The organism is Flavobacterium sp. UW10123 (assembly GCF_040538975.1).
GTDB lineage: Bacteria > Bacteroidota > Bacteroidia > Flavobacteriales > Flavobacteriaceae > Flavobacterium.
In genome coordinates this window covers 259,573-282,775 of the sequence record NZ_JBEWQE010000001.1, presented here as the reverse complement: position 1 = coordinate 282,775, position 23,203 = coordinate 259,573, and the positions used below count along the sequence as shown (strand labels likewise).

Genomic DNA, 23,203 nt, shown 5'->3' with positions numbered 1-23,203 from the left:
ACTTAAAAAATGTAGCTTTTAAAATAATAAAAATGTAATAAATTGCATTGATTGTAATTTATTACACATCACTTATCGAGTACGGAAAGCCGTATTTTTCTCGCTTTTTTTAATTTCAAACGTTAAACAAAAAAAATAGAAAGGGACTGCATTTTTTTTTATTACATAAATTACATTTTAATTTTTTGTAGGAAATAGATTCTTTTCGTGTTTTGAATAGCAGATTATTCTTAGAAGTTTTGACATTTATAACCAGAAAAATTAATTGATTGAAATAAAAAAGCCTTTCTGATTTTACTCAAAAAGGCTTTAGATTATTTAAAAGAGACTTATTTAGTCTTTGCTAGAAAGTTTTGATAAAAGTCTTAAGAATTCAATATACAACCAAACTAATGTAATCATCAATCCCATTGCTCCATACCATTCCATAAATTTTGGCATTTTTTCTCTTGCACCTTTTTCAATTAAATCAAAATCTAAGAAAAGGTTAAGAGCAGCTATGATGATAACAAAAACACTAATACCAATACTCATCATAGAATTTCCGTAATGAACAGGTGTCCAGCTTGTAAACATTGATACAACCCAAGAAATTAAATAATAAGTGGCAATAGCCAATGTTGCAGCAACAACAACAGATTTGAATTGTTCTGTAACTTTTACGATTCTAAATTTATATAAACCTAAACAAACCAAGAAAGTAACAAGAGTTGCACCAACTGCATTGATTACGATTCCAGGAAATTTTAATTCAAATATTGCAGAAATACCTCCTATGAATAATCCTTCAAATAATGCATATCCTGGAGCTAGGTAAGGAGATAATTGTGGTTTGAATGAAGAAACTAATACTAAAATGAAACCAACAATTGCACCTCCAATTGTAGGAAGCATTGGGTTTATTCCGTTAAAAGTCATCCACCATGTCACCATAGCAGCTCCGCATAAGATTAGGAATAGGATTGCTGTTTTGTTGATTGTTCCAGACACCGTCATTTCTTGATTGTAATCAATAATCTGAGCGTGGTGTACTTCTGTTCTTGGTTCAGCATTAGACGAAAAACGCTTACTGTTTAAAAATGGATTTTTTGAATTAAAGTTCATAATTTAATACATTTAATTGAACTCAAATATATGGAGATTTTTTGAAGTGCAATTGTCTAGAAGAAATTTTTAACATGAATTTCTGTTCTTAATTTAAGGCATAAAAAAAATCCATTAAACTGATTTAATGGATTTTTGAGTATTTTTTAAAGAAATAATTTTATTTCAATAAGTCTAAAACTAATGATGGAAATAAACCTAAAGCAATATTTAAAACAATTGACACTACGGCTGTAGCATAAATAAGGAATGGTCTTCCTGTTCTTTCTTGATTTGGTTCTTTAGAATACATTGCAATGATTAGTTTGAAATAGTATCCAACACTTATGATAGAGTTAATTACAGCAACAATTACTAAACCAATGTATCCTGCTTGAATAGTTTGGTTGAATAAAAATAACTTAGCAAAAAATCCAGAGAAAATAGGAATTCCGGCCATTGATAATAATGAAGCTGTAAGAACTGCAGCCAATAGCGGATTTGTTTTTCCTAAACCGTGGAAATTTGTAATATCTTCATTGTCATGATCTCTACAAACATATAAAATTACACTAAAAGCAGCTATACCAGCTAATGCATAAGCAGCAGTGTAGTATAATAAAACTCCAGCAGAAGCTGAAACAGTTAATAATGTCATTAACATGAAACCTGCGTGAGAGATTCCAGAGAAAGCAAGCATACGTTTTACGTTTACTTGTCTTAATGCCATAATATTACCAACAGACATAGACGCAATAGAAATAATAACTACGATAACTTCAAATGTATGTAGAAGGTCTTGGTTGTCTAATGAAGCAATTAAGTTCATACCAGAAACCAACTTGAATAGAGTTGCAATTGCGACTACTTTTGCTAAAGTACTCATTAAAGCTGTAGTTAAAGCAGGAGAACCTTCGTAAACGTCTGGAGCCCAGAAGTGAAAAGGAACTGCCGCTACTTTAAATAACATTCCAACAACCATTAAAATCATTCCAATTGGAAACCATATTGGTAACTCTGCAGAAAGTGCACTTTCGTGAATATCACTAATGTCAAAACTTCCCATTGCACCGTAAATCAAACAGATTCCGAATAAGATAATTCCTGAAGCGAAAGAACCCATTAAGAAATATTTCATACCAGCCTCATTGCTTTTGATATTTAAACGATCGCTTGCAGCAAGTACATATAAAGCAATAGATAAGATTTCAATTCCTAAAAAGAACATTGCTAAATTTCCAAAAGAAACCATTGCTACAGCACCAGCTAATAAGAAAATTTTAATAGCCACATAATCTGAAATTTTCGTTGGGTGATTGTGGTAAAAATTATGACTTAATGCTACAAGGAATATAGTCAAAACGATAAACAATGATGAAAAAGCTGTAGAAAACTTGCTCACTGCTATCATATTGTTGTAATAACTTTGTTCTGTTCCAAATTCACAGTAATTAAGAGCCAACACACCTATTAAACCCAAAATGGTAATAGGAACAATGGCCTTTCTTAAATTAAGAATTTCAAACAATAGGCAGAAAATACCCAATCCTGTTATAGCTATTAATGTATTCATTTTTATCTTTTTGATTTAGGATTCCAATTTTTAAGTGTAATCCTAATTTATTTTTTGTTTAAAATATTAGTTCTTATTGATAACTTGTAAAATGGTTTCCAAGCTTGGTGTAATCAAATCTGTGATTGGTTTTGGATAGAATCCGAAGAATAATAAAACAGCAATGATTACAACAAATGAAATTCCTTCGTTAAGTGTTACATCAGCAAATGTTTTAGAATTTGTTTCTCCTAACATTACATGCTGGAACATTCTTAACATATAGTAAGCTCCTAAAATAATAGTAGTTCCACCAAGAATAGCAAACCAGATATTAATTTGAGATAAACTGTATAATACTGTAAACTCTCCAACAAAGTTAAATGTACTTGGTAATGCAACAGAAGCTAATACTAAGATTAAAAACATTGATGTGAATTTTGGAGACTGAGTACGAATACCACCCATTTCTTCAATTTCTCTAGTTTCGTACCTTCTGAAAATTACTTCAGCAGCGAAGAATAATCCAACTACAACAAAACCGTGAGCGATCATTTGCATAACTGCACCTCTAAAACCATCTAGAGTTAAAGTGTAAGATCCTGCAGCAATTAATCCAACGTGAGCAAGAGAAGAATAAGCCAATAATTTCTTTAAATCTTTTTGTCTTAATGCAACGATTGATCCGTAGATAACACCAGCAATTCCTAAAGCTATAAATATATACATGTATTCTTTTGCAGCGATTGGCGCAATTGGCAATTGCCAACGAAGTACACTATACAATCCCATTTTTAGCATGATACCAGATAAAAGCATTGTTCCAACGGTTGGTGCTTTTTGGTATACATTTGCTTGCCAAGTATGGAAAGGAATAATTGGAATTTTGATAGCATAAGCTAAAAAGAAAGCCAAGAAAATCCAGAATTGCTCACAAGCAGATAAGTTTACTTTGTATAAATCTTCGATTAAGAAAGAACCTGCTTTTTGGTATAAATAAATGAAAGCAGTTAACATAAATAACGAACCAGCAAGCGTGTAAATAAAGAATTTAACCACTGCTTTTCTACGCTCTTCAGCATCTCCGTTACCCCAGATCAAAGCAATAAAGTAGATTGGAATAAGAGCTAATTCCCAGAAAATGTAATATAAAAGACCATCAGAAGCTAAGAAAGTTCCAGTCATAGCAAAAGCCATGAATAAGATCAAAGCATAAAATCCTTTTGCATTTTTATATTCATTTCCGAAAGAAGAAAATATGATTATCGGAGTTAAAGCTGCAGTTAATAAAACCATCGCTAGCCCAAGTCCGTCACCGTTTAAAGCGAAAGAAATTTTTGGCTGATTAATCCAGCTGTTGATTACGCTGATATTTTCACCTGCGTTATAATTATTCAATAATACAATTGAACATCCTAAAGCGGCTAAACTAAAAAGTAAAGCAACTTTCGAAGCTAGTTTGTCACCAGAAAAGTAAGTGGCAAATGCACCAATTAAAAGTATAATTAATATAGTAGAAACGTTCATAGTAATAATATTATTGAGCTAAAAATATATAGGAAACAATTGCACAAAGTCCTAAAACAAATACAAATAGATATAATCCTATACTTCCGGTTTGTAATTTTTTTCCTTGGAAAGCAATTTCGTTTGCTATTTTACCTAATCCAAAAACAAGAGCAGACAATCCTGTCTCGATATAATCTCTAAAGAATTTAGATAAACTATTTACTGGTGCTACAAATACAGCGTCGTAAACTTCGTCTACATAGTATTTGTTGTATAACACTTTACTTAAACCAGTAATGTTTTCATCAAATTCTGGAACATTATCTTGTTTAAAGTATTTAACGTAAGCAATTAAAATTCCTAGTAATCCGCCTAAAACTGCAACACCCATTAAAGTGTATTCTGTTGTGCCTAAATGATGCTCTTCGCCTGCCACTTTTGTGAAAAGAGGAGCAAGGTAACCATTTAACCAGCTGTTTCCAGGTAAACTGATTAATCCACCAAAAGTCGCTAAAATAGCTAAGATGATAAGCGGAATAGTAATTAATGAACCACTTTCGTGTAAATGGTGTTTTTGCTCTTCTGTTCCTCTAAATTCTTTGAAGAAAGTCAAGAACATTAAACGGAACATATAAAAAGCCGTCATGATTGAAGCAACAGATCCAACAACGTATAATGGAATACTGTGGTGGAATGCAGTCAATAAAATTTCGTCTTTAGAGAAGAATCCAGAGAAGAATGGAACTCCTGAAATTGCTAATGAAGAAATCAACATTGTCCAGAAAGTGATTGGCATTGCTTTACGCAAACCTCCCATGTTACGCATATCTTGTTCTCCGTGTAATCCGTGAATTACAGATCCAGATCCTAAGAATAAACAAGCTTTAAAGAAAGCGTGAGTGATTACGTGGAAAACCGCTACTTCATAAGCTCCAAATCCTAATGCTAAAAACATTAAACCTAATTGAGAAACTGTAGAGTAAGCCAATACTTTTTTGATGTCATTTTGAACTAATCCAATTGTAGCTGCAACTAATGAAGTGATTGCTCCAATAATTGCAATTACAGATTGAACATCTGTTGCAAGGTCAAAAACAAAGTTTAATCTTGTTACCATAAAGATACCAGCAGTTACCATTGTAGCCGCGTGGATTAAAGCAGAAACTGGAGTTGGTCCAGCCATCGCATCGGGTAACCAAGTGTATAACGGAATTTGAGCAGATTTACCGCAAGCTCCAATAAACAAGCATAAAGCAGCTAAAGAAAGTAAAGGTAAATTTAAGTTTGAAGCTCCAGCAATTGCAGTTTTTAAAGTTGCATAATCTAATGTTGAAAACATTGATCCAATGATGAACATTCCGATTAATAAACCTAAATCTCCAATTCTGTTCATGATGAAAGCTTTTTTCGCAGCATCATTGTAATCCTGGTTTTTATGCCAGAATCCAATTAATAGGTAAGAACAAAGTCCAACACCTTCCCATCCAATGAAAAGAACTAATAAATTGCTTCCTATTACAAGTGTAATCATGAAGAATACGAATAGATTTAAATACGCAAAAAACTTATGCATATTTTCATCATCGTGCATGTAACTGATAGAGTATAAGTGAATCAAAGATCCGATTCCCGTTACAAAAAGTAACCAAAGAACAGATAATTGATCTAATAAAAATCCAAGGTTGATTTTTAAGTTGCTAATTTGAATCCAATCAAATAAAGTAACTTCGATTCCTTTTCCAGTTGAAGTTATTTGATTAAAAAGTAAAAGAGAAACTACAAAAGAAATTGCTACAGCAATAGTTCCGATTGCACCAGAAACTGTTTTGCCTAAGCTTTTTCCAAAAAAGACATTTACTAGAAATCCTAGTAAAGGAGTTAAAACTAAAATTAAAGCTAAATTGGTATCCATTTCTGATTATCCTTTTAAATTTTTTAAATTATCGATACTGATTGATCCGATATTTCTAAAGATAGAAACTAAAATGGCCAATCCTACCGCAACTTCGGCTGCAGCAACCGCCATCGAGAAGAACACAAAAACTTGTCCTTGTGCATCTTGATGATAAGTTGAAAAAGCAACAAATAAAAGGTTTACCGCATTCAACATAATTTCGATAGACATGAAAACGATAATAGCATTTCGTCTGTACAATACACCAAAAATACCAATACAGAAAAGTACAACACTTAAAAAGATGTAGTTTTCAATACCTATTTGATTTAATATATTACCCATTATTTATTTAATTTTTCTTTTTTAGACAATAGAACTGTTCCAATCATAGCAACCAAAAGTAAGATTGAAGCAAATTCGAAAGGAACCATATATTCGTCCAATAAAATTTTACCTAAAACTTTAATTGATTGGAAATCTTCTCCAGTAGAATCGTATTCACCGACAATTGGTTTCGAGTTGATAAAGATTGTAATCAAAACAATCAATATTAAACAGAAAGAAACAATAGCACCTAAACGTGTAATTCTAGGACGGTGAACTTCTCGCTGTTCGTTCAAGTTCATCAACATGATGGTAAACAGGAACAGGATCATAATAGCTCCGGAGTAGACTATTATATGAACAACAGCTAAGAACTGAGAATTTAATAGTAAATAATGACCAGCAATAGAAAAGAAACAAATTACCAAGTAAATGGCACTATGAATCGGGTTTCTGCTGAAAATAGTCAAGAAAGCAGTAATAACGGTAATAAACGCTAAAAAGCAAAAGATAACTTGAATAGTTGTTGCGTGTGCAAAATCAGGAATATGTATCATTTAGTTAGCGTTTTTAAGTTGAGCGTTTTTCAAAGCCATTTCTAAAGGCATTACTAATTTATCTTTCCCGAAAATGAAATCTTCTCTATTGTAGTTAGCAGGAACCAATACTTTAGATTCTGTTAAGTAAATAGCGTCTTTTGGACAAGCTTCTTCACATAAACCACAGAAGATACAACGAAGCATATTGATTTCGTAGATTTCTGCATATTTCTCTTCTCTATATAAGTGTTTTTCATCAGGCTTACGTTCTGCAGCTTTCATCGTAATCGCTTCTGCAGGGCATGATAAAGCACATAATCCACAAGCAGTACAGTTTTCACGGCCTTGCTCATCACGTTTTAGCATGTGCTGACCACGATAAACTGGACTCATTTCACGAACCTGTTCTGGGTAATGAATGGTAACTTTTTTTCTAAAAAGGTGTTTTACAGTTATAATCAAACCTTTTACAATCGCCACAAGATACAATCGTTCAACAAAAGACATGTCTTTATTTGACACCACCTTTTTTCTACCCGATAATGATATAGTTTCTATTGACATTTTTACTATTATAGTTTATGATTTACAATTTGAAATCAATCAAATTCAAAATCTATTTTGTTTTTTATTTGAAGCTTTTTGTGGTTCTTAGAATCCTAAAGCTGCTGCAATTTCGTGTCTTAATATTACAATACCTGTAATCATGATATTAACGATCGAAAGTGGAATTAATATTCTCCAACCTAAGTGCATTAATTGGTCATATCTAAATCTTGGAATTGTCCAACGTACCCACATATAGAAGAAAATGAAGAAACATATTTTTATAAATAATGCTCCAATTCCTAATAAGTTAGCTGTATTTATACCTACATTTTCTACCATCCATTGCATTCCTGGGTAATTGTATCCACCAAAGAATAATACAGAAATAATAGTAGAAGAGATAAACATACTTGCATATTCAGCAAATAGATAGAATCCCATTTTCATCGAAGAATATTCTGTATGGTAACCTCCAATTAATTCGTTTTCACATTCAGCTAAATCGAAAGGGGTTCTGTTTGTTTCTGCAAATGAACAGATTAAGAAAATTAAGAATGATAATGGCTGATAAAAAACATTCCAGTTCATTCCTTGCTGCTGTAATGAAATTTCTTTTAAACTCATTGTTCCTGTCATCATCAATAAAGCGATTATTGATAATCCCATTGCAATCTCGTAAGAAACCATTTGAGAAGCAGCACGGATAGCCCCCATTAAAGAGAATTTGTTGTTAGAAGCCCATCCACCAATCATGATACCGTAAACTCCAACAGAAAGCACTCCAAAAATGTATAATAAAGCAATATTTACGTCTGTAGCTTGAAGAATAATGTCTCTTCCGAAAAGATGCAAACGATCTCCCCACGGAATCACAGCACTAGTCATTAAAGCAGTACTCATTGCAATTGCCGGTCCTACAACGAATAAAAATTTATTTGGTGTGTTTGGGAAAAATTCTTCTTTAGAGAATAATTTCATACCGTCCGCAAGTGGTTGTAATAATCCTCCCCATCCCGCACGGTTTGGCCCAACACGATCTTGCAAGAAAGCAGCAACTTTACGTTCTGCCCAAGTAGAATACATCGCCATAATCATTGTTACCGCAAAAACGACAACAATAACAACACTTTTTTCTATAATAAATGCACTTTCCATTTCTTATTATTTTTGATCTTTATCAGTTAATGGAATTGCTGCCATACTAATTTTTTTACGGTCGATATCTCTACCTAAAAGAATGTTCTTTTCAGTATCGATGGTAACTTTCTCTAATTTTTGAGTATAGTTATTTTGGTTGATAACAGAATCTTTTTCAAATTCTCTTGGTCCTTCAATAACCCAATCATCAACATTTTTATGATCAAAACGACAGCTGTTGCAGATGAATTCTTCTACTTCATGGTACTCGTCTTTACGACCAGTTACACGCTGAATTTCTCCACCAAACATCCAAACTGTAGTTTTACCGCAACATCCTGGAGTAGTACATTCTCTGTGTGCGTTGTAAGGTTTGTTAAACCAAACTCTTGATTTAAAACGGAAAGTTTTATCTGTTAAAGCTCCAACTGGACAAACGTCGATCATGTTTCCAGAGAATTCATTGTCGATAGCTTTAGAAATACCAGTTGAAATATTAGCGTGGTCACCACGATCTAATACTCCGTGAACTCTGTTGTCTGTCAATTGATCTGCAACTTGTACACATCTTTGGCATAAGATACAACGGTTCATATGCAGTTGAATATTTGGACCGATATCTTCTGGTTCAAATGTTCTTTTCTCTTCAATATAGCGTGATTTTGGGTTTCCGTGCTCAAAACTTAAATTTTGAAGATCACATTCTCCCGCCTGATCACAAATTGGACAGTCTAATGGGTGATTGATTAATAGAAATTCTGTTACAGATTTACGCGCTTCGGTAACTCTGGCAGAAGATTTACTGTTTACTTCCATTCCGTCCATACATCCTGTTACACAAGATGCCATTAATTTTGGCATTGGTCTTGGATCAGCTTCACTACCTTTAGAAACTTCAACTAAACAACAACGACATTTTCCGCCGCTGCCTTTTAATTTTGAGTAATAGCACATGGCTGGCGGAACTAAATCTCCACCAATCATACGTGCAGCCTGCAGGATCGTTGTTCCTGGTTCTACGTCTATACTTTGACCGTCTATGGTTACTTTCATCTCTTATTGATTTGAATGTTGAAAGTCGGAATATTCAAAAGAGTTGCTGTCCTTTTAATATTGTTAACTTTTTAACTTTCTGCTATATATTTTTATACGATTACTTTACCGCCAACTAAATGTTTTACCTGAGAAAAAGGCTCAGCGACAAAGTGATCTCTATTTTTAATTTTTTCTGGGAAACGAACGTGATATTCGAACTCATCTCTAAAGTGACGAATTGCTGCAGCTACTGGCCAAGAAGCGGCGTCACCAAGTGGACAAATTGTGTTTCCTTCAATTTTACTTTGAATGCTCCACAATAATTCGATATCTTCTTCACGGCCTTGACCGTTTTCGATTCTCCATAAGATTTTTTCTAACCAACCTGTTCCTTCACGACATGGCGTACATTGTCCGCAAGATTCGTGGTGGTAGAAACGAGCAAAGTTCCAAGTGTTTCTTACGACACAAGCAGTATCATTGTAAACAATAAATCCTCCAGAACCTAACATCGATCCGGTAGCAAAACCACCATCACTTAAAGATTCGTAAGTCATTAAACGATCTTCACCATTTGCTGTTTTGAAAATCAATTCAGCTGGTAAGATTGGCACAGAAGAACCTCCCGGTACAAATGCTTTCAAAGGTCTGCTTGAAGACATTCCTCCTAAATATTCATCAGAATTCATGAATTCGTCAACACTTAAACCTAATTCAATTTCGTAAACACCAGGATTTTTAATGTGTCCTGAAGCAGAAATTAATTTAGTTCCAGTAGAGCGTCCAATTCCAATTTTAGCATAATCATCACCAGAATTGTTTACAATCCAAGGCACAGTCGCAATTGTTTCAACATTGTTTACCACAGTTGGATTTGCCCAAAGACCAGAAACTGCTGGGAAAGGTGGTTTAATACGAGGATTTCCTCTTTTACCTTCCAATGATTCGATCAATGCTGTTTCTTCTCCGCAGATATATGCTCCAGCTCCACAGTGTACGTGAAGTTCAAGATCATAACCTGTTCCTAATATATTTTTTCCTAACCAACCCGCAGCTTTTGCTTCGGCGATTGCTCTTTCTAAAATTTTGAAAACCCACATGTATTCTCCACGGATGTAGATATATGATAGGTTAGCGCCCAAAGCGTAGCTAGAAGTAATCATTCCTTCGATCAATAAGTGAGGAATATATTCCATCAAGAATCTATCTTTGAATGTTCCAGGCTCCGATTCGTCGGCATTACAAACTAAGTGTCTTGGTCTTCCTGATTTTTTGTCAATAAAGCTCCATTTCATTCCGGCAGGGAAACCTGCACCACCACGACCACGTAATCCTGATTTTTTTACTTCCTCAGTTACTTCGTCTGGAGTTAATGTTTTTAAAGCTTTTTCTACAGAAGCGTAACCACCATTTTGGCGATATACTTCGTAGGTTTTAATTCCAGGAATATTGATTTTATCTAATAATATTTTTTGTGACATCTTATTTATCGTGTAATATTATTTTATCATCTCTACAATCAGCAATGATCTGATCGATTTTCTCTTCTGTTAGTTTTTCTTTGTAGAAATCTCCCAATTGCATCATTGGAGCGTATCCGCAAGCACCTAAACATTCTACACCAGCAATAGTGAACATTCCGTCTGGAGTTGTTTCACCCATTTTAATGCCTAGTTTTTCAGAAGTATAATCCATCAAATCTTCGGCACCTCTTAAACAACAACAAGAAGTCTGGCAGAATTCAAACATGTACTTACCAATTGGCTTCTGGTTGAACATCGTATAGAAAGTAACTACTTCATAAACCTCAATTGGTTTTATCTGAAGAATTTCAGCAACTTTATCTTGCAATTCAATACTAAGCCAGTTGTTATGTGCATCCTGAACTTCGTGCAAAACAGGCAATAAAGCCGATTTTTGTTTGCCCTCAGGATAATGACTGATTAATTCATTGATGCGAGCGATCAATGCCTCAGTCATGTTTATTTCTTGTTTGTAATGTTTACGTTCCATTTTTAATTTTAGATTTTAGATTTTAGATTTTAGATTTTTTTAATCTTGATCTATAATCTATGATTCTTCAATCATTGTTTAAGTTTTAGATTCTTCAATCTGAATTTTTCAATCCCTAATTATAATTTTAAATCTAAATTCTAAAATCTGCATTCTCAATCAGCAATCTAAAATCTAAATTCTTAAATCTACAATCTTTTAGGCGTCTAATTCTCCAGCAATTACGTTCAAACTTGAAAGAATGATAATTGCATCAGAAAGCATGGCACCTTTAATCATTTCTGGGAATGCTTGATAATAAATAAAGCAAGGTCTTCTGAAATGTAATCTATATGGAGTTCTACTTCCGTCTGTTACTAAATAAAAACCAAGTTCTCCATTTCCTCCTTCTACAGGGTGATAGATTTCTGCAACTGGTACAGGAACTTCTCCCATTACAATCTTAAAGTGATAAATTAAAGATTCCATAGAAGTGTAAACATCTTCTTTTGGAGGAAGGTAGTAATCTGGAACTTCAGCATGGTATTCGTTACCTGGAGGCATTTTTTCTAACGCCTGACGAATAATGCTTAAACTTTCCCAAACTTCAGCATTACGAACACAGAAACGATCGTAAGTATCTCCTGATTTTCCAACAGGAACAATAAAATCGAAATCTTCGTAAGATGAATAAGGTTGTGCTACACGTACGTCGTAATCAACTCCGGCAGCACGTAAGTTTGGACCTGTAAATCCGTAAGCCATTGCTTTTTCAGCAGTAATACCACCAACGTTTACAGTTCTATCAAGGAAAATTCTATTTCTCTCGAATAAGTTTTGAAATTCTTCCCAAACTGGTGGGAATTCTTCTAGGAATTTATCTAGTTTTTTGAAAACTTCTGGAGACCAGTCTCTTTCAAAACCACCTATTCTTCCCATATTTGTAGTCAAACGAGCTCCACAAATTTCTTCGTAGATTTCGTAGATTTTTTCTCTAAATTGAAAAACGTATAAGAAACCAGTATACGCACCAGTATCAACACCTAAGATACCATTACAGATAATGTGGTCTGTAATACGAGCCAGCTCCATAACGATAACTCTTAAATATTGAGCTCTTTTAGGAACTTCAATACCTAATAGTTTTTCAACTGTCATCCACCATCCCATATTATTGATAGGAGAGGAACAATAGTTCATACGGTCTGTAAGAGGTGTAATTTGATAAAAAGGACGATTTTCGGCAATTTTTTCGAATGCTCTGTGGATGTAACCAATGGTTGGCTCAGCCTCAAGAATTTTTTCACCATCCATCAACAAGATATTTTGAAAAATACCGTGTGTTGCAGGGTGTGTAGGACCTAAATTCAGTACAGAAAGTTCACTTCCGTCATCGTTTAGTCTCTCCTTAATTATTTTAGCATATCGATGCTCTGGTGGTAATAATAGTTCTGACATTTTATAATGTTGAATTATTTTTTAGCAATTTGTTGTTGTTCTTCCAAAGAATCTATCGTCTTTGTCGGTTCTTCCGCTGTCTTCCATTGGGAATTCTTTTCGCATCGGATGAGATACCATTTCGTCCATATTCAAAATACGTTTCAACTGAGGATGTCCAATAAAGTTAATCCCGTAGAAATCGAAAGTTTCTCTTTCCATCCAGTTTGAACTTAAGAAAATATTTGAAACCGATTTAATTTCTGGTTTTTCACCGTTCAAGAAAACTTTGATTTTTAATCTTTTGTTTTCATACCAGTTGTGTAAATGATAAACAACTGCAAACTGACGTTCGCTTTCATTATCAGGATAATGGATACCGCATAAGTCAGTTAAGAAATGAAATTTTAATTCTGGATCGTTTTTAAGGAACAGAATCAATGGTGTAATTTTATCAGCTGAAGCTTCTAAAGAAAAAATATCTCTTTCTTGCTGAAAATTGAAAACATCGTTATTAAATGTTTCAGTAAGTTTATCTTGGATCAGGGTGTTTTCTAAAGCCATTTTATGAGATATTATATGAAGCTAATAATTCTTGGTATTCTGGTGAGCTTCTTCTTCGTACAGATTCGCTTTTTACCAGGTCTTGAAGTCTCATTACTCCATCAACAATTTGTTCAGGTCTTGGTGGGCATCCAGGAACGTAAACGTCAACAGGAATTACTTTGTCAATTCCCTGAAGAACAGAATAAGTGTCAAATACTCCTCCTGAAGAAGCACATGCTCCAACGGCAATTACCCATCTAGGTTCAGCCATTTGCTCATATACTTGTCTTAAAATTGGGGCCATTTTTTTAGAAATAGTTCCCATTACTAATAACATATCGGCTTGTCTAGGCGAGAAACTCACACGCTCAGAACCAAATCGAGCTAAATCATAGTGAGATGCCATTGTTGCCATGAATTCGATACCACAGCATGAAGTCGCGAAAGGAAGCGGCCATAATGAGTTGGCTCTTGCTAAACCAACAACATCACTAAGTTTTGTAGCGAAGAAACCTTCACCAGTAACTCCTTCTGGCGGCGCAACCATATTTACTTTTGAATCGCTCATTTTATTTTAGATTTCTGATTTTAGATTTTAGATTTTTTGCAATCGTCAAAGTAAAATCAATTTTTTAAATCAGTACTTTAAATTTGAATTCAAATTTTAAATCTCAATATTAGATAAATCTAAAATCTCAGATCTAAAATCTAAAATCATTATTCCCACTCTAATGCTTTCTTTTTGATGATATAAAAGAAACCAACCAAAAGCAAAGACATGAAAACTAACATTTTTAACATTCCTTCAATTCCTAAGTCTTTGAAGTTTACTGCCCATGGATAAAGGAAGATCACCTCTACATCGAACAATACAAACAAAATGGCAACTAAGAAGTATTTTACAGAAAAAGGAATACGAGCGTTACCAACAGATTCGATACCGCATTCGAAGTTTTGATCTTTAACTTCAGAGGATCTTTTTGGTCCTAATTTGCCAGAAATAATGATTGTTCCTACCACAAAACCAACAGCTAAAATAAACTGCATTAAAATAGGGATGTAACTGTATTGATCAGATTGCATAAACTTAGATTTTATACTTAAAAAATGAGCCACAAAGATAACTTGGAAGTCTGTAAAACACAAGTTAAAACAAGATTTAAGTAGGGTGCGAAACAGTGTTTATGTCTAATTTTTATTCATTATAAATAACATTGCGTTATTTTAATATTTTTTTAAGAAAAGGGCAAAAAAAAAACGTCCCGAAGTATTCGGGACGTCTTCTTAGACCATTCAGAGGCAAAAAAAATAAATTGCTATATTTTTCTTAGATTACTGCTACTTTAGCAGCAACTTTCCCTTTTCTTCCTTCTTCTTCTTCATAGCTTACACGGTCACCTTCGCGTAATTCTTCCGCGTTAATTCCTGAAGCGTGAACGAAGATGTCCTTTCCTGTTTCTTCGTCTGTAATGAATCCATAACCTTTAGATTCATTGAAAAATTTTACTGTACCTGTACGCATTGTAATTGTAATAATAATTTATAATAAAACAAATGTAATATATAAAATCATACAAAAGACATATACGTGTTAATTTTTTGTAAAAATTATTGATTTACAGTGTTTTTACGCGCTTTATTGCATCAATTTGCTTATGGAATACCTTAATTTACGAATCATTAATTGTAGGAATATGAAAATGTTTCAATTGTAAGAATATAATAATTCAAAAAAATAGCGCTTAGGATTTTTCTTAACAATTCATTAAAGCAGAAAAGCCGCTGAATTTTCAGCGGCTTTTCTATTTTTTATGACTAATTTACTGCAATTAAGCAATATCGACTTTAATTCTAAGCTCTTTTAATTGTGCATCATCAATTGAAGCAGGGGCATCGATCATTACATCGCGTCCTGAATTGTTTTTAGGGAATGCAATAAAATCTCTAATCGTTTCCTGACCTCCTAAAATAGCAACTAATCTATCCAAACCAAAAGCTAAACCACCATGTGGAGGTGCTCCAAACTGGAAGGCATCCATTAAGAATCCAAATTGCGCTTTTGCTTCTTCTTCGGTAAATCCTAAATATTTGAACATTAATTGTTGTGTGGCTTTATCGTGAATACGAATAGATCCACCTCCAATTTCGTTTCCGTTTAAAACCATATCGTAAGCATTTGCACGAACTTTTCCTGGTTCTGTTTCTAACAAGGCCATGTCTTCTGGTTTTGGAGAAGTAAATGGATGGTGCATTGCATGGTAACGACCGCTTTCTTCATCAAGTTCCAATAATGGGAAATCTACAACCCATAATGGAGCAAATTCTTCTGGATTGCGTAATCCTAAACGAGTTGCTAATTCCATACGAAGTGCAGAAAGTTGTGCACGTGTTTTATTTGCTGGACCAGAAAGTACAAAAATCATATCTCCCGGATTTGCTTCTGTAGCTTTTGCCCATTTTGCTAAATCATCATTGTCGTAGAATTTATCTACAGATGACTTAAATGTTCCATCTTCGTTGCATTTTACGTAAACCATCCCAGATGCTCCAACTTGTGGGCGTTTAACCCAGTCAATTAACCCGTCGATTTCTTTACGAGTATAATTTCCTGCTCCAGGAACTGCAATTCCCACAACTAATTCAGCCGAATTAAAAACTGGGAATTCTTTGTGCTGTGCAAATTCGTTCAATTCTCCAAACTTCATCCCGAAACGAATGTCTGGTTTGTCATTTCCGTATGTTTTCATAGCATAGTCGTAGGTAATTCTTGGGAATTTATCTACTTCTATACCTTTAATTTCTTTTAATAAGTGTCTTGTCAAACCTTCGAAAACATTTAAAATATCTTCTTGTTCAACAAATGCCATTTCGCAGTCAATCTGAGTAAACTCAGGCTGACGGTCTGCGCGTAGATCTTCGTCACGGAAACATTTCACGATTTGGAAATATTTATCCATTCCACCTACCATCAAAAGTTGTTTGAAAGTTTGTGGAGATTGAGGCAATGCATAAAACTGCCCTTCGTTCATACGGCTTGGAACCACAAAATCTCTCGCTCCTTCTGGAGTCGATTTGATTAAATAAGGCGTTTCAACTTCGCAGAAATCTAAATCAGAAAGATATTTACGAACTTCCATCGCTACTTTATGACGGAACAATAAACTATTTTTTACTGGATTTCTTCTGATATCCAAATAACGGTATTTCATTCTGATGTCTTCTCCGCCGTCAGTTTCATCTTCAATTGTAAATGGAGGAGTTAAAGCAGTGTTTAAGATAGTTAATTCAGAGACTAAAATTTCGATTTCACCAGTTGGAATATTTTTGTTTTTAGCTTCACGCTCAATAACAGTTCCTTTTACCTGAATTACAAATTCTCTTCCCAAAGTTTTTGCCAATTCAAAAACAGTTTTATCGGTACGGCTTTCGTCAAAAATAAGCTGTGTAATTCCGTAACGGTCACGTAAGTCAACCCAGTTCATAAATCCTTTATCGCGCGATTTTTGTACCCATCCCGCTAGTGTAACTTCCGTATTAATATTTGAGGCATTTAGTTCGCCGCAATTATGACTTCTATACATGATCTAAATTTTAGATTGCAAAAGTAAATACAAAATTCAATATAATATAATAAAGAGGGAAACTTGATGCGTATAATTTTAAATATTTTGTCAAATGTTAAAATTTGAATCGTTATTTTTTTAGATTTGAATTTATCAAAAACCAAAATTTAATAGATATGAATAAATGCTTTGTTTTAGCTTTAATGATTTTTAGCATTCTGAGTAGTTGCAGTCAAACTGAAGGCGAAGTAGAATTTACCGCAAATATTTCTAATAGAAATAGCGACAGTTTAGTTATAACTGGAGCCAATAATTTTAAAAAGGTGATTTTAATTAATAAAAAAGGATCTTTTAAAGCTAATTTCAAAATAATGAAGGGATTTTATGATTTATTCGATGGGAATAATTATCTGCACTTATATCTAAAGCCAAATGCTGAAATAGATCTAACATTTGATGGAAAAGATGTGGACAAAACCATTGTTTATAAAGGAAAAGAGATAAATGAAAATAACTTTTTAGTAAAATACACTTTTAAAAAGGAAAATTTTAAAAAAGAAGTTTTACTGAAAGAGCGTTCTGAGTTTGTATCGCTGGTTGAAAAAGAAAAGAAAGCAGATTTAGAAAGTATTAATAGTGGAAATTATGATTCAGATTTTAAAGACACAATGACAAATGTGTTGGAAGCATTTTATAATGAATTATCGAAAGAATATGAAGATGGCTCAAAATTGCGTGAGTTAAATAGTAAAGGCGCCAGCGAATTTGAGTACGAAAATTATAAAGGAGGAAAAACAAAATTATCAGACTTTCGAGGAAAGTATGTTTATATCATTTTTTGGACATTCTGGAATGATAAATACTTGGAGGAGTTTAATAATATTAGAGGAGTTACTGAAAAATATAAAGACAAGAATGTTGTATTTGTAAATGTTTCAATAGATGAGCAGTACGAGCGTGATTCATGGAAAAAATATATAGAAGAAAAGAAATTAAGTGGAATTCAGCTTTTATCTGATAAAGGATTTAAATCTGATTTTATAACAAAATGTAGTATAAAAGAAGTGCCCGAGTATGTATTAGTAGATCCCAAAGGTTATATTTTGGAAACTGATGCATGGGAGCCTGCTTCACTATCACTTCAGTCACAATTCGAGACTTTGTTAAAGTAAGGGGTAGGTAGTGTTAAATATTTTGTTAATTCTAAAAGTCAGAAGCTTTAATTTCTTTAGTTTTGATTCATCTAAAAACTAATCATAATACCTATGAAAAAACTTTTTGTTGCAGGTTTAGTGCTTTTTAATGCTTTGAATATTGTTGCTCAAAGCAAAAATTCAATTAAGTTCACTGCTAAAATCGCCAATAGAAATAGCGATACTTTAGTGATTAAAGGAAGAGATAATTTCAGACAAGTAATTCCAATTGATAAAAAAGAGGTTTTTGTTGCAACTTTTGATGCTCCTCAAGGATTTTATGTTTTTTCTGACGGGACAGAATCTTCTAATCTATATTTAAAACCAAATTCTGAAGTCAATTTGACTATGAATGCAAAAGAATTTGATGAAACTATACTGTATAAAGGTAAAGGTGTGGATGAAAGTAATTTTTTGGCGCAACAAGCTTTAAAAGATGAAAACTTTCAGAAGGATGCTTTTACTAAAGAATCAAGCGAATTTACGTCTTTGCTTGATGGTAAATTAAAGACCGATACAGAGAGTTTGGAAAAAGGAAATTTTGCTCCAGAATTTAAAACAGCTCTAAAACGTAGTTTTGAAAGTTTTCATCAATATGCTGCCGAAGAATATGAAAGAGTTTCTAAGGCAAATAAAATGGTTGGAAAAGCATCTCCAGGTTTTGACTACGAAAATTTTAAAGGAGGAAAAACAAAACTTTCTGATTTAAAAGGAAAATATGTTTACATTGATCTTTGGGCAACATGGTGCGCGCCTTGTAGAGCTGAGATTCCTTATTTACAAAAGATTGAGGAGAAATATCACGGAAAAAATATAGAGTTTGTAAGTATTTCTATTGACAAAGCAAAAGACAATGAAAAATGGAAAAAGTTTGTAAACGATAAGAAACTAGGTGGTGTTCAGCTATTTGCAGATAAGGATTGGGAATCTGAGTTTGTTGTTAACTACGGTGTAACAGGAATTCCAAGATTCATTTTAATAGATCCGCAAGGTAATATTCTGAAATCTGATGCATCAAGACCTTCTGATCCGGAATTAGATAAAGAGCTTAGTGCATTATTGAACTAATTTATTTACGAAATTTACAACGTTATCGTAAAGTTTCAATTTTTCGAAAATACCAGTAAAACCAGTGTCTCAGCGCTGGTTTTTTTATTTAATAGATTTTTCCAATGTTAAGTTTTTATTCAATGTTACCAAATTGTTAAGTAAAAGTTTTTTTAATGTAAACAATTAACTATATTTGATAAAGATTTCTTAACATTAATACCTAAAGATATGAAAAAGAGTGTAATTTTAGCTGCAATATTGTTCTCTGGAATTGTAGTTGCACAAGAAGGAAAGCCTGAATTAGAAGCTGCTGGGAACAAGGTAAAAGCAACCTATTACTACGAAAATGGTAATGTGCAGCAAGAAGGCTTTTTTAAAGACGGTAAATTAGACGGTGTCTGGGTATCTTATGACGAAAAAGGAAATAAAAAAGCCGTTGGAGAATACGCAGACGGAGTTAAAACTGGAAAATGGATTTTCTTTAATGAAAATACTTTAAGCGAAGTTGCTTATGTAGATAACAAAGTAAGTTCGGTTAAAAATTTACAGAAAGATGCTTTAGCAAACAGAAATTAATTATAATTTCAGAAACCAAAATCATAAAAAGACCGTTCCGATATTTCGGAACGGTTTTTTTATGCCTTTATTTTTTTGATTTTCTGTTTCTTCCAAACCAAATTATAAATCCACTTACTGGTAGTGCCGCAGCAATTAGGCTTACGGTAAAAGCTAGAATTTTTCCAGGAAGATCTAAAACTTGTCCTGTATGTATTCCGTAATTCATTTCAACAACTTGCAGTCCGAGGCTTTTTTTATCAAAAGTCTGACTTTGGATTAATTTTCCGCTTGACGGATGAAAATAATAATTGCTCTGCTGATCGTAACGCAATGTGTGTGGATAAGCGCCTGTGCTGACGATATCCCCTTTTTTCTGGGGAATCATTATAAAAAACATTTCTGCTTGTGGCTGCAATTTCTGAGTTTGAATAAATGCTTTGTCAATTGCTGTAACCAAATTTGCTTTGAAAGAGGTTGTATCGATTGTTGGAGTTTTTGTTTCGGCGGCTTTGTCTCCTCCAAAATTGAAAGATTTATAAATTCCGTCGCCAACCCATTCGTAGGTAAATGTAAGTCCGGTTATGGCTAAAATTAAGGCTATTATAGAAATATAAAAACCTGTGGCATTATGTCAGTCATAATTGACGCGTCGCCATTTTGCCGACCATTTGATGGTGAAACTTCTTTTGATGTCACTTTTTCGTTTTGGCCACCATTGTATAATTCCCGAAATCAGTAAAAGAATAAAAATAATGGTTGCACCGCCAATAATGTGCTTTCCGATATAATCGGGCAGAAGAAGATATAGATGAATGTATTCTACAATAATGAAAAAATCGGTTTCTGGATTTTCTGATTTTAGATATTTTCCAGTATACGGATTAAAATATAAGTAGAGATTTCCTGTATCTGAATAAGTGTAAACAATCGCCGACCTATCTTTTCCATAATAAGCGATCATGGTAGCTTTGTTTCTAGGGATAACTTCTTTTGCTTTTTCTTGCAGCTGAGATGGTGGTAGAAAAGGTTTGTTTTGAGGTTCAATCAAACGCCATTCTTTTCTGGTAATGTCTTTTATTTCATCATGAAAACAGAAAATGCAACCCGTAATACAGACTATAAAAACGATAATCCCAGAAATTAATCCGAGCCATTTATGTATAAAACGTATTTTGGTCTTGAATCCCATTTTTTGATTAAAAGCGTAAAAGTATGCTCAAAATTTATAAGGGACAAGTGATTAGAAATAATTTATGAATAACTGCGATAAAAGAGTCTTTATTGATAAAAAAATAGTCCCACAATCCAATAGCTGTCGGAATCGTGGGACTAAAAAAAATAGTGCTATTATATAAAAAAATGCGGTTCTTATTAAGAAACGACTCTTTTAAGTTTTAAATGATAAGCAGTGTATAATGAAATTCCAGCAAGGAAAATCCAGAAAACATCGATAAAGAAAATCTGAAATTTGTTCTCCATAAATGAAGTCCAGAACCAATCTCCAGAGACAATTCCGTTTGTAACGGGAATCAAAAATCCCAAAATGCTTCCTGAAATTAGACAGAACTTGTTGGTGAAGGCATCATTCTTTTTAATGATAAAGAAGATTGTAAGTAATAACCAACCTCCAAAATAAAGTGCATATAAATTAGACTGACTTAAAGGGTAGAAAATTTTACTTCCAATAAAAGCCAAAGCTGTGATCGGATACATGCTTAAACAAATTGCCAAGTAAATGCGAACTACAGCGGCATTGAAACGTCTTTTCTTTTCTGGCATATTGTTTTTTTGTCGGGCAACAAGCCAAATCATAACTCCAGAGATAATGACAAAACAAGTTATAATTCCTAAAATGAAGCTTACTATTTTTAAAGCATATCCGCCGTAATCGCCAAAATGTATTCTATACAAAACATTTTTTACAATATCTAAATAGCTCGTTTGTGCAATAGGGTCTTTTTTTGCAATTTCTTTTCCGTCAGCAACTCTGTAAACTACTTTTCCGATTCCTGTAAATTTTTTATGGCTTAAAAGTTCGCCCTCAACCAAAACATGCATATTTGTATCGCCGTAATTTTGGATAAAAACACGTGTAATTTCAAAATCGGCCCAATTCTTTTTGGTTTTGGCAACCAGTTCGTTAATGTCAAATGGATTTGCCAATTTTTTATTTTCAAACTTATAATCAGGATCAGTATATTCCAGTTCCTTGTATAATTTATCTTGATCTCCTTTGTAAAGAGCCATTACAGCTGGAGCTACAATTAAAAGCTTAATCATAAAAAATGCTCCTGTAACCGCATATACAAACTGAAATGGCAAACCAATCATTCCTAAAGCGGTGTGCGCATCTGTCCAAAGTGTTTTTAACTTTTCTTTCGGACGGAACATGTAAAAGTTGGAAACAATTTTATTCCAGTGCAATAAAACTCCTGTTATGATGGCGAACAAAAAGAACAAAGCTGTAAATCCAGATAAATAATATCCTGCAGGATATGGAATTTGTGCTAGAAAGTGCAGACGGTATAAAAGTTCACCTAATGAATAGGATTCTTCATACGTATAGGCTTTGTAGTTTTTATTGTCTAAATAAAAAAACTCTCCAGCTTGCTGTTTTTTTGGAGCCAGTGTATCTTTGGTTCCTTCCATATATATAGCAACTCTATTTTCTACAGACGGTTTAGAAATGGTAAGATTTCTTCCGTGTAAAACATATTTTTTGTCAAGATGCTGAAGTGCATCATTATAATCTAATTGAATTTCTCTTGTGATTGCTGTAGATTCACTTCTTTCCCAATTGATGATTTCATCTCTAAAAAAAGAAAATGATCCAGCGAAGAAAATTACAAAAAGAACTACACTGATAACGATTCCGCTGACAGTATGCGTGTGAAAATAGATATTGTAATGACGGTTATTCATAAATATTATTGTGCCGTATTATAGGTTTGACCGAGATAAATGAAAAGACAAAAAAGTAAAGTCAGCAGAATGTAAATTCCCCAGATTTTCCAGCCGCTTTTGGCTAAGAAAGCAATAATCATTAATGCCACCCAAAGAATAAAACCGCTGAAAGCCATTGTGATTAGCACATCTTTTCGGCTAAACCAAGTTGCTAATGCCAAATGAAAAGTAACAGAAACAAAGTATCCGCCTAAAATTGCAGCAGTAATTTTGGAAAAACGAGGCCAAAAAGAAGGATTTAGATATTTTGGATTTGCTGGCATATTGTAATTTAA

At 33.4% G+C, this 23,203-nt stretch carries 22 protein-coding genes and 1 pseudogene; 3 read left to right on the top strand and 20 right to left on the bottom strand.

Translation table 11 applies throughout. The features are described 5' to 3' along the window. Positions 1–333: 333 nt before the first annotated feature. The 17 genes from ABXT06_RS01260 to aspS all read right to left on the bottom strand — a co-directional run bounded on the left by ABXT06_RS01260 (position 334) and on the right by aspS (position 17,181). Positions 334–1,104 carry a Bax inhibitor-1/YccA family protein gene (locus tag ABXT06_RS01260; protein WP_198854885.1) on the bottom strand — a complete coding sequence of 257 codons (771 nt, stop codon included), beginning with the start codon at positions 1,102–1,104 and terminating at the stop codon, positions 334–336. A gap of 160 nt (positions 1,105–1,264) precedes the next feature. Next, positions 1,265–2,656 carry an NADH-quinone oxidoreductase subunit N gene (locus tag ABXT06_RS01255; RefSeq protein ID WP_286971461.1) on the bottom strand — a complete coding sequence of 464 codons (1,392 nt, stop codon included), beginning with the start codon at positions 2,654–2,656 and terminating at the stop codon, positions 1,265–1,267. Positions 2,657–2,722: 66 nt separating this feature from the next. Then, complete coding sequence (locus ABXT06_RS01250; protein WP_354589116.1) at positions 2,723–4,162, bottom strand: complex I subunit 4 family protein; 1,440 nt, start codon at positions 4,160–4,162, stop codon at positions 2,723–2,725. Between the two features lie 10 nt (positions 4,163–4,172). Then, positions 4,173–6,056, bottom strand: a complete 1,884-nt coding sequence (nuoL, locus tag ABXT06_RS01245) for an NADH-quinone oxidoreductase subunit L (RefSeq protein WP_354589115.1) — start codon at positions 6,054–6,056, stop codon at positions 4,173–4,175. A 6-nt stretch (positions 6,057–6,062) separates the two neighbouring features. After that, positions 6,063–6,383, bottom strand: coding sequence for an NADH-quinone oxidoreductase subunit NuoK (gene nuoK, locus ABXT06_RS01240; RefSeq protein ID WP_008466103.1), 321 nt, complete (start codon positions 6,381–6,383; stop codon positions 6,063–6,065). Continuing rightward, positions 6,383–6,922 carry an NADH-quinone oxidoreductase subunit J family protein gene (locus ABXT06_RS01235; protein ID WP_111368846.1) on the bottom strand — a complete coding sequence of 180 codons (540 nt, stop codon included), beginning with the start codon at positions 6,920–6,922 and terminating at the stop codon, positions 6,383–6,385. The genes nuoK and ABXT06_RS01235 overlap by 1 nt, the downstream gene beginning before the upstream one ends. Next, positions 6,923–7,468 (bottom strand): NuoI/complex I 23 kDa subunit family protein, encoded by a 546-nt coding sequence (locus ABXT06_RS01230; RefSeq protein WP_263523901.1) that lies wholly within the window; start codon positions 7,466–7,468, stop codon positions 6,923–6,925. Between the two features lie 87 nt (positions 7,469–7,555). After that, entirely contained in the window at positions 7,556–8,608 is a 1,053-nt protein-coding gene (gene nuoH / locus ABXT06_RS01225) for an NADH-quinone oxidoreductase subunit NuoH (RefSeq protein WP_354589114.1), read from the bottom strand. A 6-nt stretch (positions 8,609–8,614) separates the two neighbouring features. Further along, positions 8,615–9,643, bottom strand: coding sequence for an NADH-quinone oxidoreductase subunit G (locus ABXT06_RS01220; RefSeq protein ID WP_354589113.1), 1,029 nt, complete (start codon positions 9,641–9,643; stop codon positions 8,615–8,617). Positions 9,644–9,735: 92 nt separating this feature from the next. Beyond that, positions 9,736–11,106: an NADH-quinone oxidoreductase subunit NuoF gene (gene nuoF / locus ABXT06_RS01215; protein ID WP_179003261.1), complete on the bottom strand. Its 1,371-nt coding sequence runs from the start codon at positions 11,104–11,106 to the stop codon at positions 9,736–9,738. Between the two features lies 1 nt (position 11,107). After that, positions 11,108–11,638: a complex I 24 kDa subunit family protein gene (locus ABXT06_RS01210; protein WP_012023324.1), complete on the bottom strand. Its 531-nt coding sequence runs from the start codon at positions 11,636–11,638 to the stop codon at positions 11,108–11,110. A 198-nt stretch (positions 11,639–11,836) separates the two neighbouring features. Further along, entirely contained in the window at positions 11,837–13,075 is a 1,239-nt protein-coding gene (locus tag ABXT06_RS01205) for an NADH-quinone oxidoreductase subunit D (RefSeq protein WP_223706963.1), read from the bottom strand. A gap of 21 nt (positions 13,076–13,096) precedes the next feature. Continuing rightward, a complete protein-coding gene (locus ABXT06_RS01200) occupies positions 13,097–13,618 on the bottom strand; it encodes an NADH-quinone oxidoreductase subunit C (protein ID WP_109191392.1) in 522 nt (173 codons plus the stop codon). A 1-nt stretch (position 13,619) separates the two neighbouring features. After that, positions 13,620–14,168 (bottom strand): NADH-quinone oxidoreductase subunit B, encoded by a 549-nt coding sequence (locus tag ABXT06_RS01195; protein WP_095929653.1) that lies wholly within the window; start codon positions 14,166–14,168, stop codon positions 13,620–13,622. 149 nt (positions 14,169–14,317) lie between these two features. After that, positions 14,318–14,683 (bottom strand): NADH-quinone oxidoreductase subunit A, encoded by a 366-nt coding sequence (locus ABXT06_RS01190; protein ID WP_008466117.1) that lies wholly within the window; start codon positions 14,681–14,683, stop codon positions 14,318–14,320. A 244-nt stretch (positions 14,684–14,927) separates the two neighbouring features. Then, positions 14,928–15,122: a cold-shock protein gene (locus ABXT06_RS01185; protein WP_007137066.1), complete on the bottom strand. Its 195-nt coding sequence runs from the start codon at positions 15,120–15,122 to the stop codon at positions 14,928–14,930. A 307-nt stretch (positions 15,123–15,429) separates the two neighbouring features. Continuing rightward, positions 15,430–17,181 carry an aspartate--tRNA ligase gene (gene aspS, locus ABXT06_RS01180; protein ID WP_354589112.1) on the bottom strand — a complete coding sequence of 584 codons (1,752 nt, stop codon included), beginning with the start codon at positions 17,179–17,181 and terminating at the stop codon, positions 15,430–15,432. A 158-nt stretch (positions 17,182–17,339) separates the two neighbouring features. On the opposite strand from aspS, the gene ABXT06_RS01175 reads away from it, so the two are divergent. The 3 genes from ABXT06_RS01175 (at position 17,340) to ABXT06_RS01165 (ending at position 19,982) form a co-directional block, all read left to right on the top strand. Then, the gene (locus tag ABXT06_RS01175; RefSeq protein ID WP_274255024.1) at positions 17,340–18,335 is read left to right on the top strand and encodes a TlpA family protein disulfide reductase; all 996 of its coding nucleotides are present in this window, start codon (positions 17,340–17,342) and stop codon (positions 18,333–18,335) included. Between the two features lie 93 nt (positions 18,336–18,428). After that, positions 18,429–19,424, top strand: a complete 996-nt coding sequence (locus ABXT06_RS01170) for a TlpA family protein disulfide reductase (protein ID WP_354589111.1) — start codon at positions 18,429–18,431, stop codon at positions 19,422–19,424. Between the two features lie 210 nt (positions 19,425–19,634). Then, on the top strand, positions 19,635–19,982 hold the full coding sequence (locus ABXT06_RS01165; protein WP_354589110.1) for a toxin-antitoxin system YwqK family antitoxin: 348 nt from the start codon (positions 19,635–19,637) through the stop codon (positions 19,980–19,982). Positions 19,983–20,049: 67 nt separating this feature from the next. Here ABXT06_RS01165 and ABXT06_RS01160 read toward each other — a convergent pair. From ABXT06_RS01160 to ABXT06_RS01150, 3 genes and pseudogenes are all read right to left on the bottom strand, one after another. Continuing rightward, positions 20,050–21,153 (bottom strand): annotated as a pseudogene (locus tag ABXT06_RS01160) (PepSY-associated TM helix domain-containing protein). 182 nt (positions 21,154–21,335) lie between these two features. Further along, on the bottom strand, positions 21,336–22,886 hold the full coding sequence (locus tag ABXT06_RS01155; protein WP_354589109.1) for a PepSY-associated TM helix domain-containing protein: 1,551 nt from the start codon (positions 22,884–22,886) through the stop codon (positions 21,336–21,338). Between the two features lie 5 nt (positions 22,887–22,891). Next, complete coding sequence (locus tag ABXT06_RS01150) at positions 22,892–23,191, bottom strand: hypothetical protein (RefSeq protein ID WP_354589108.1); 300 nt, start codon at positions 23,189–23,191, stop codon at positions 22,892–22,894. Positions 23,192–23,203 lie beyond the last annotated feature (12 nt).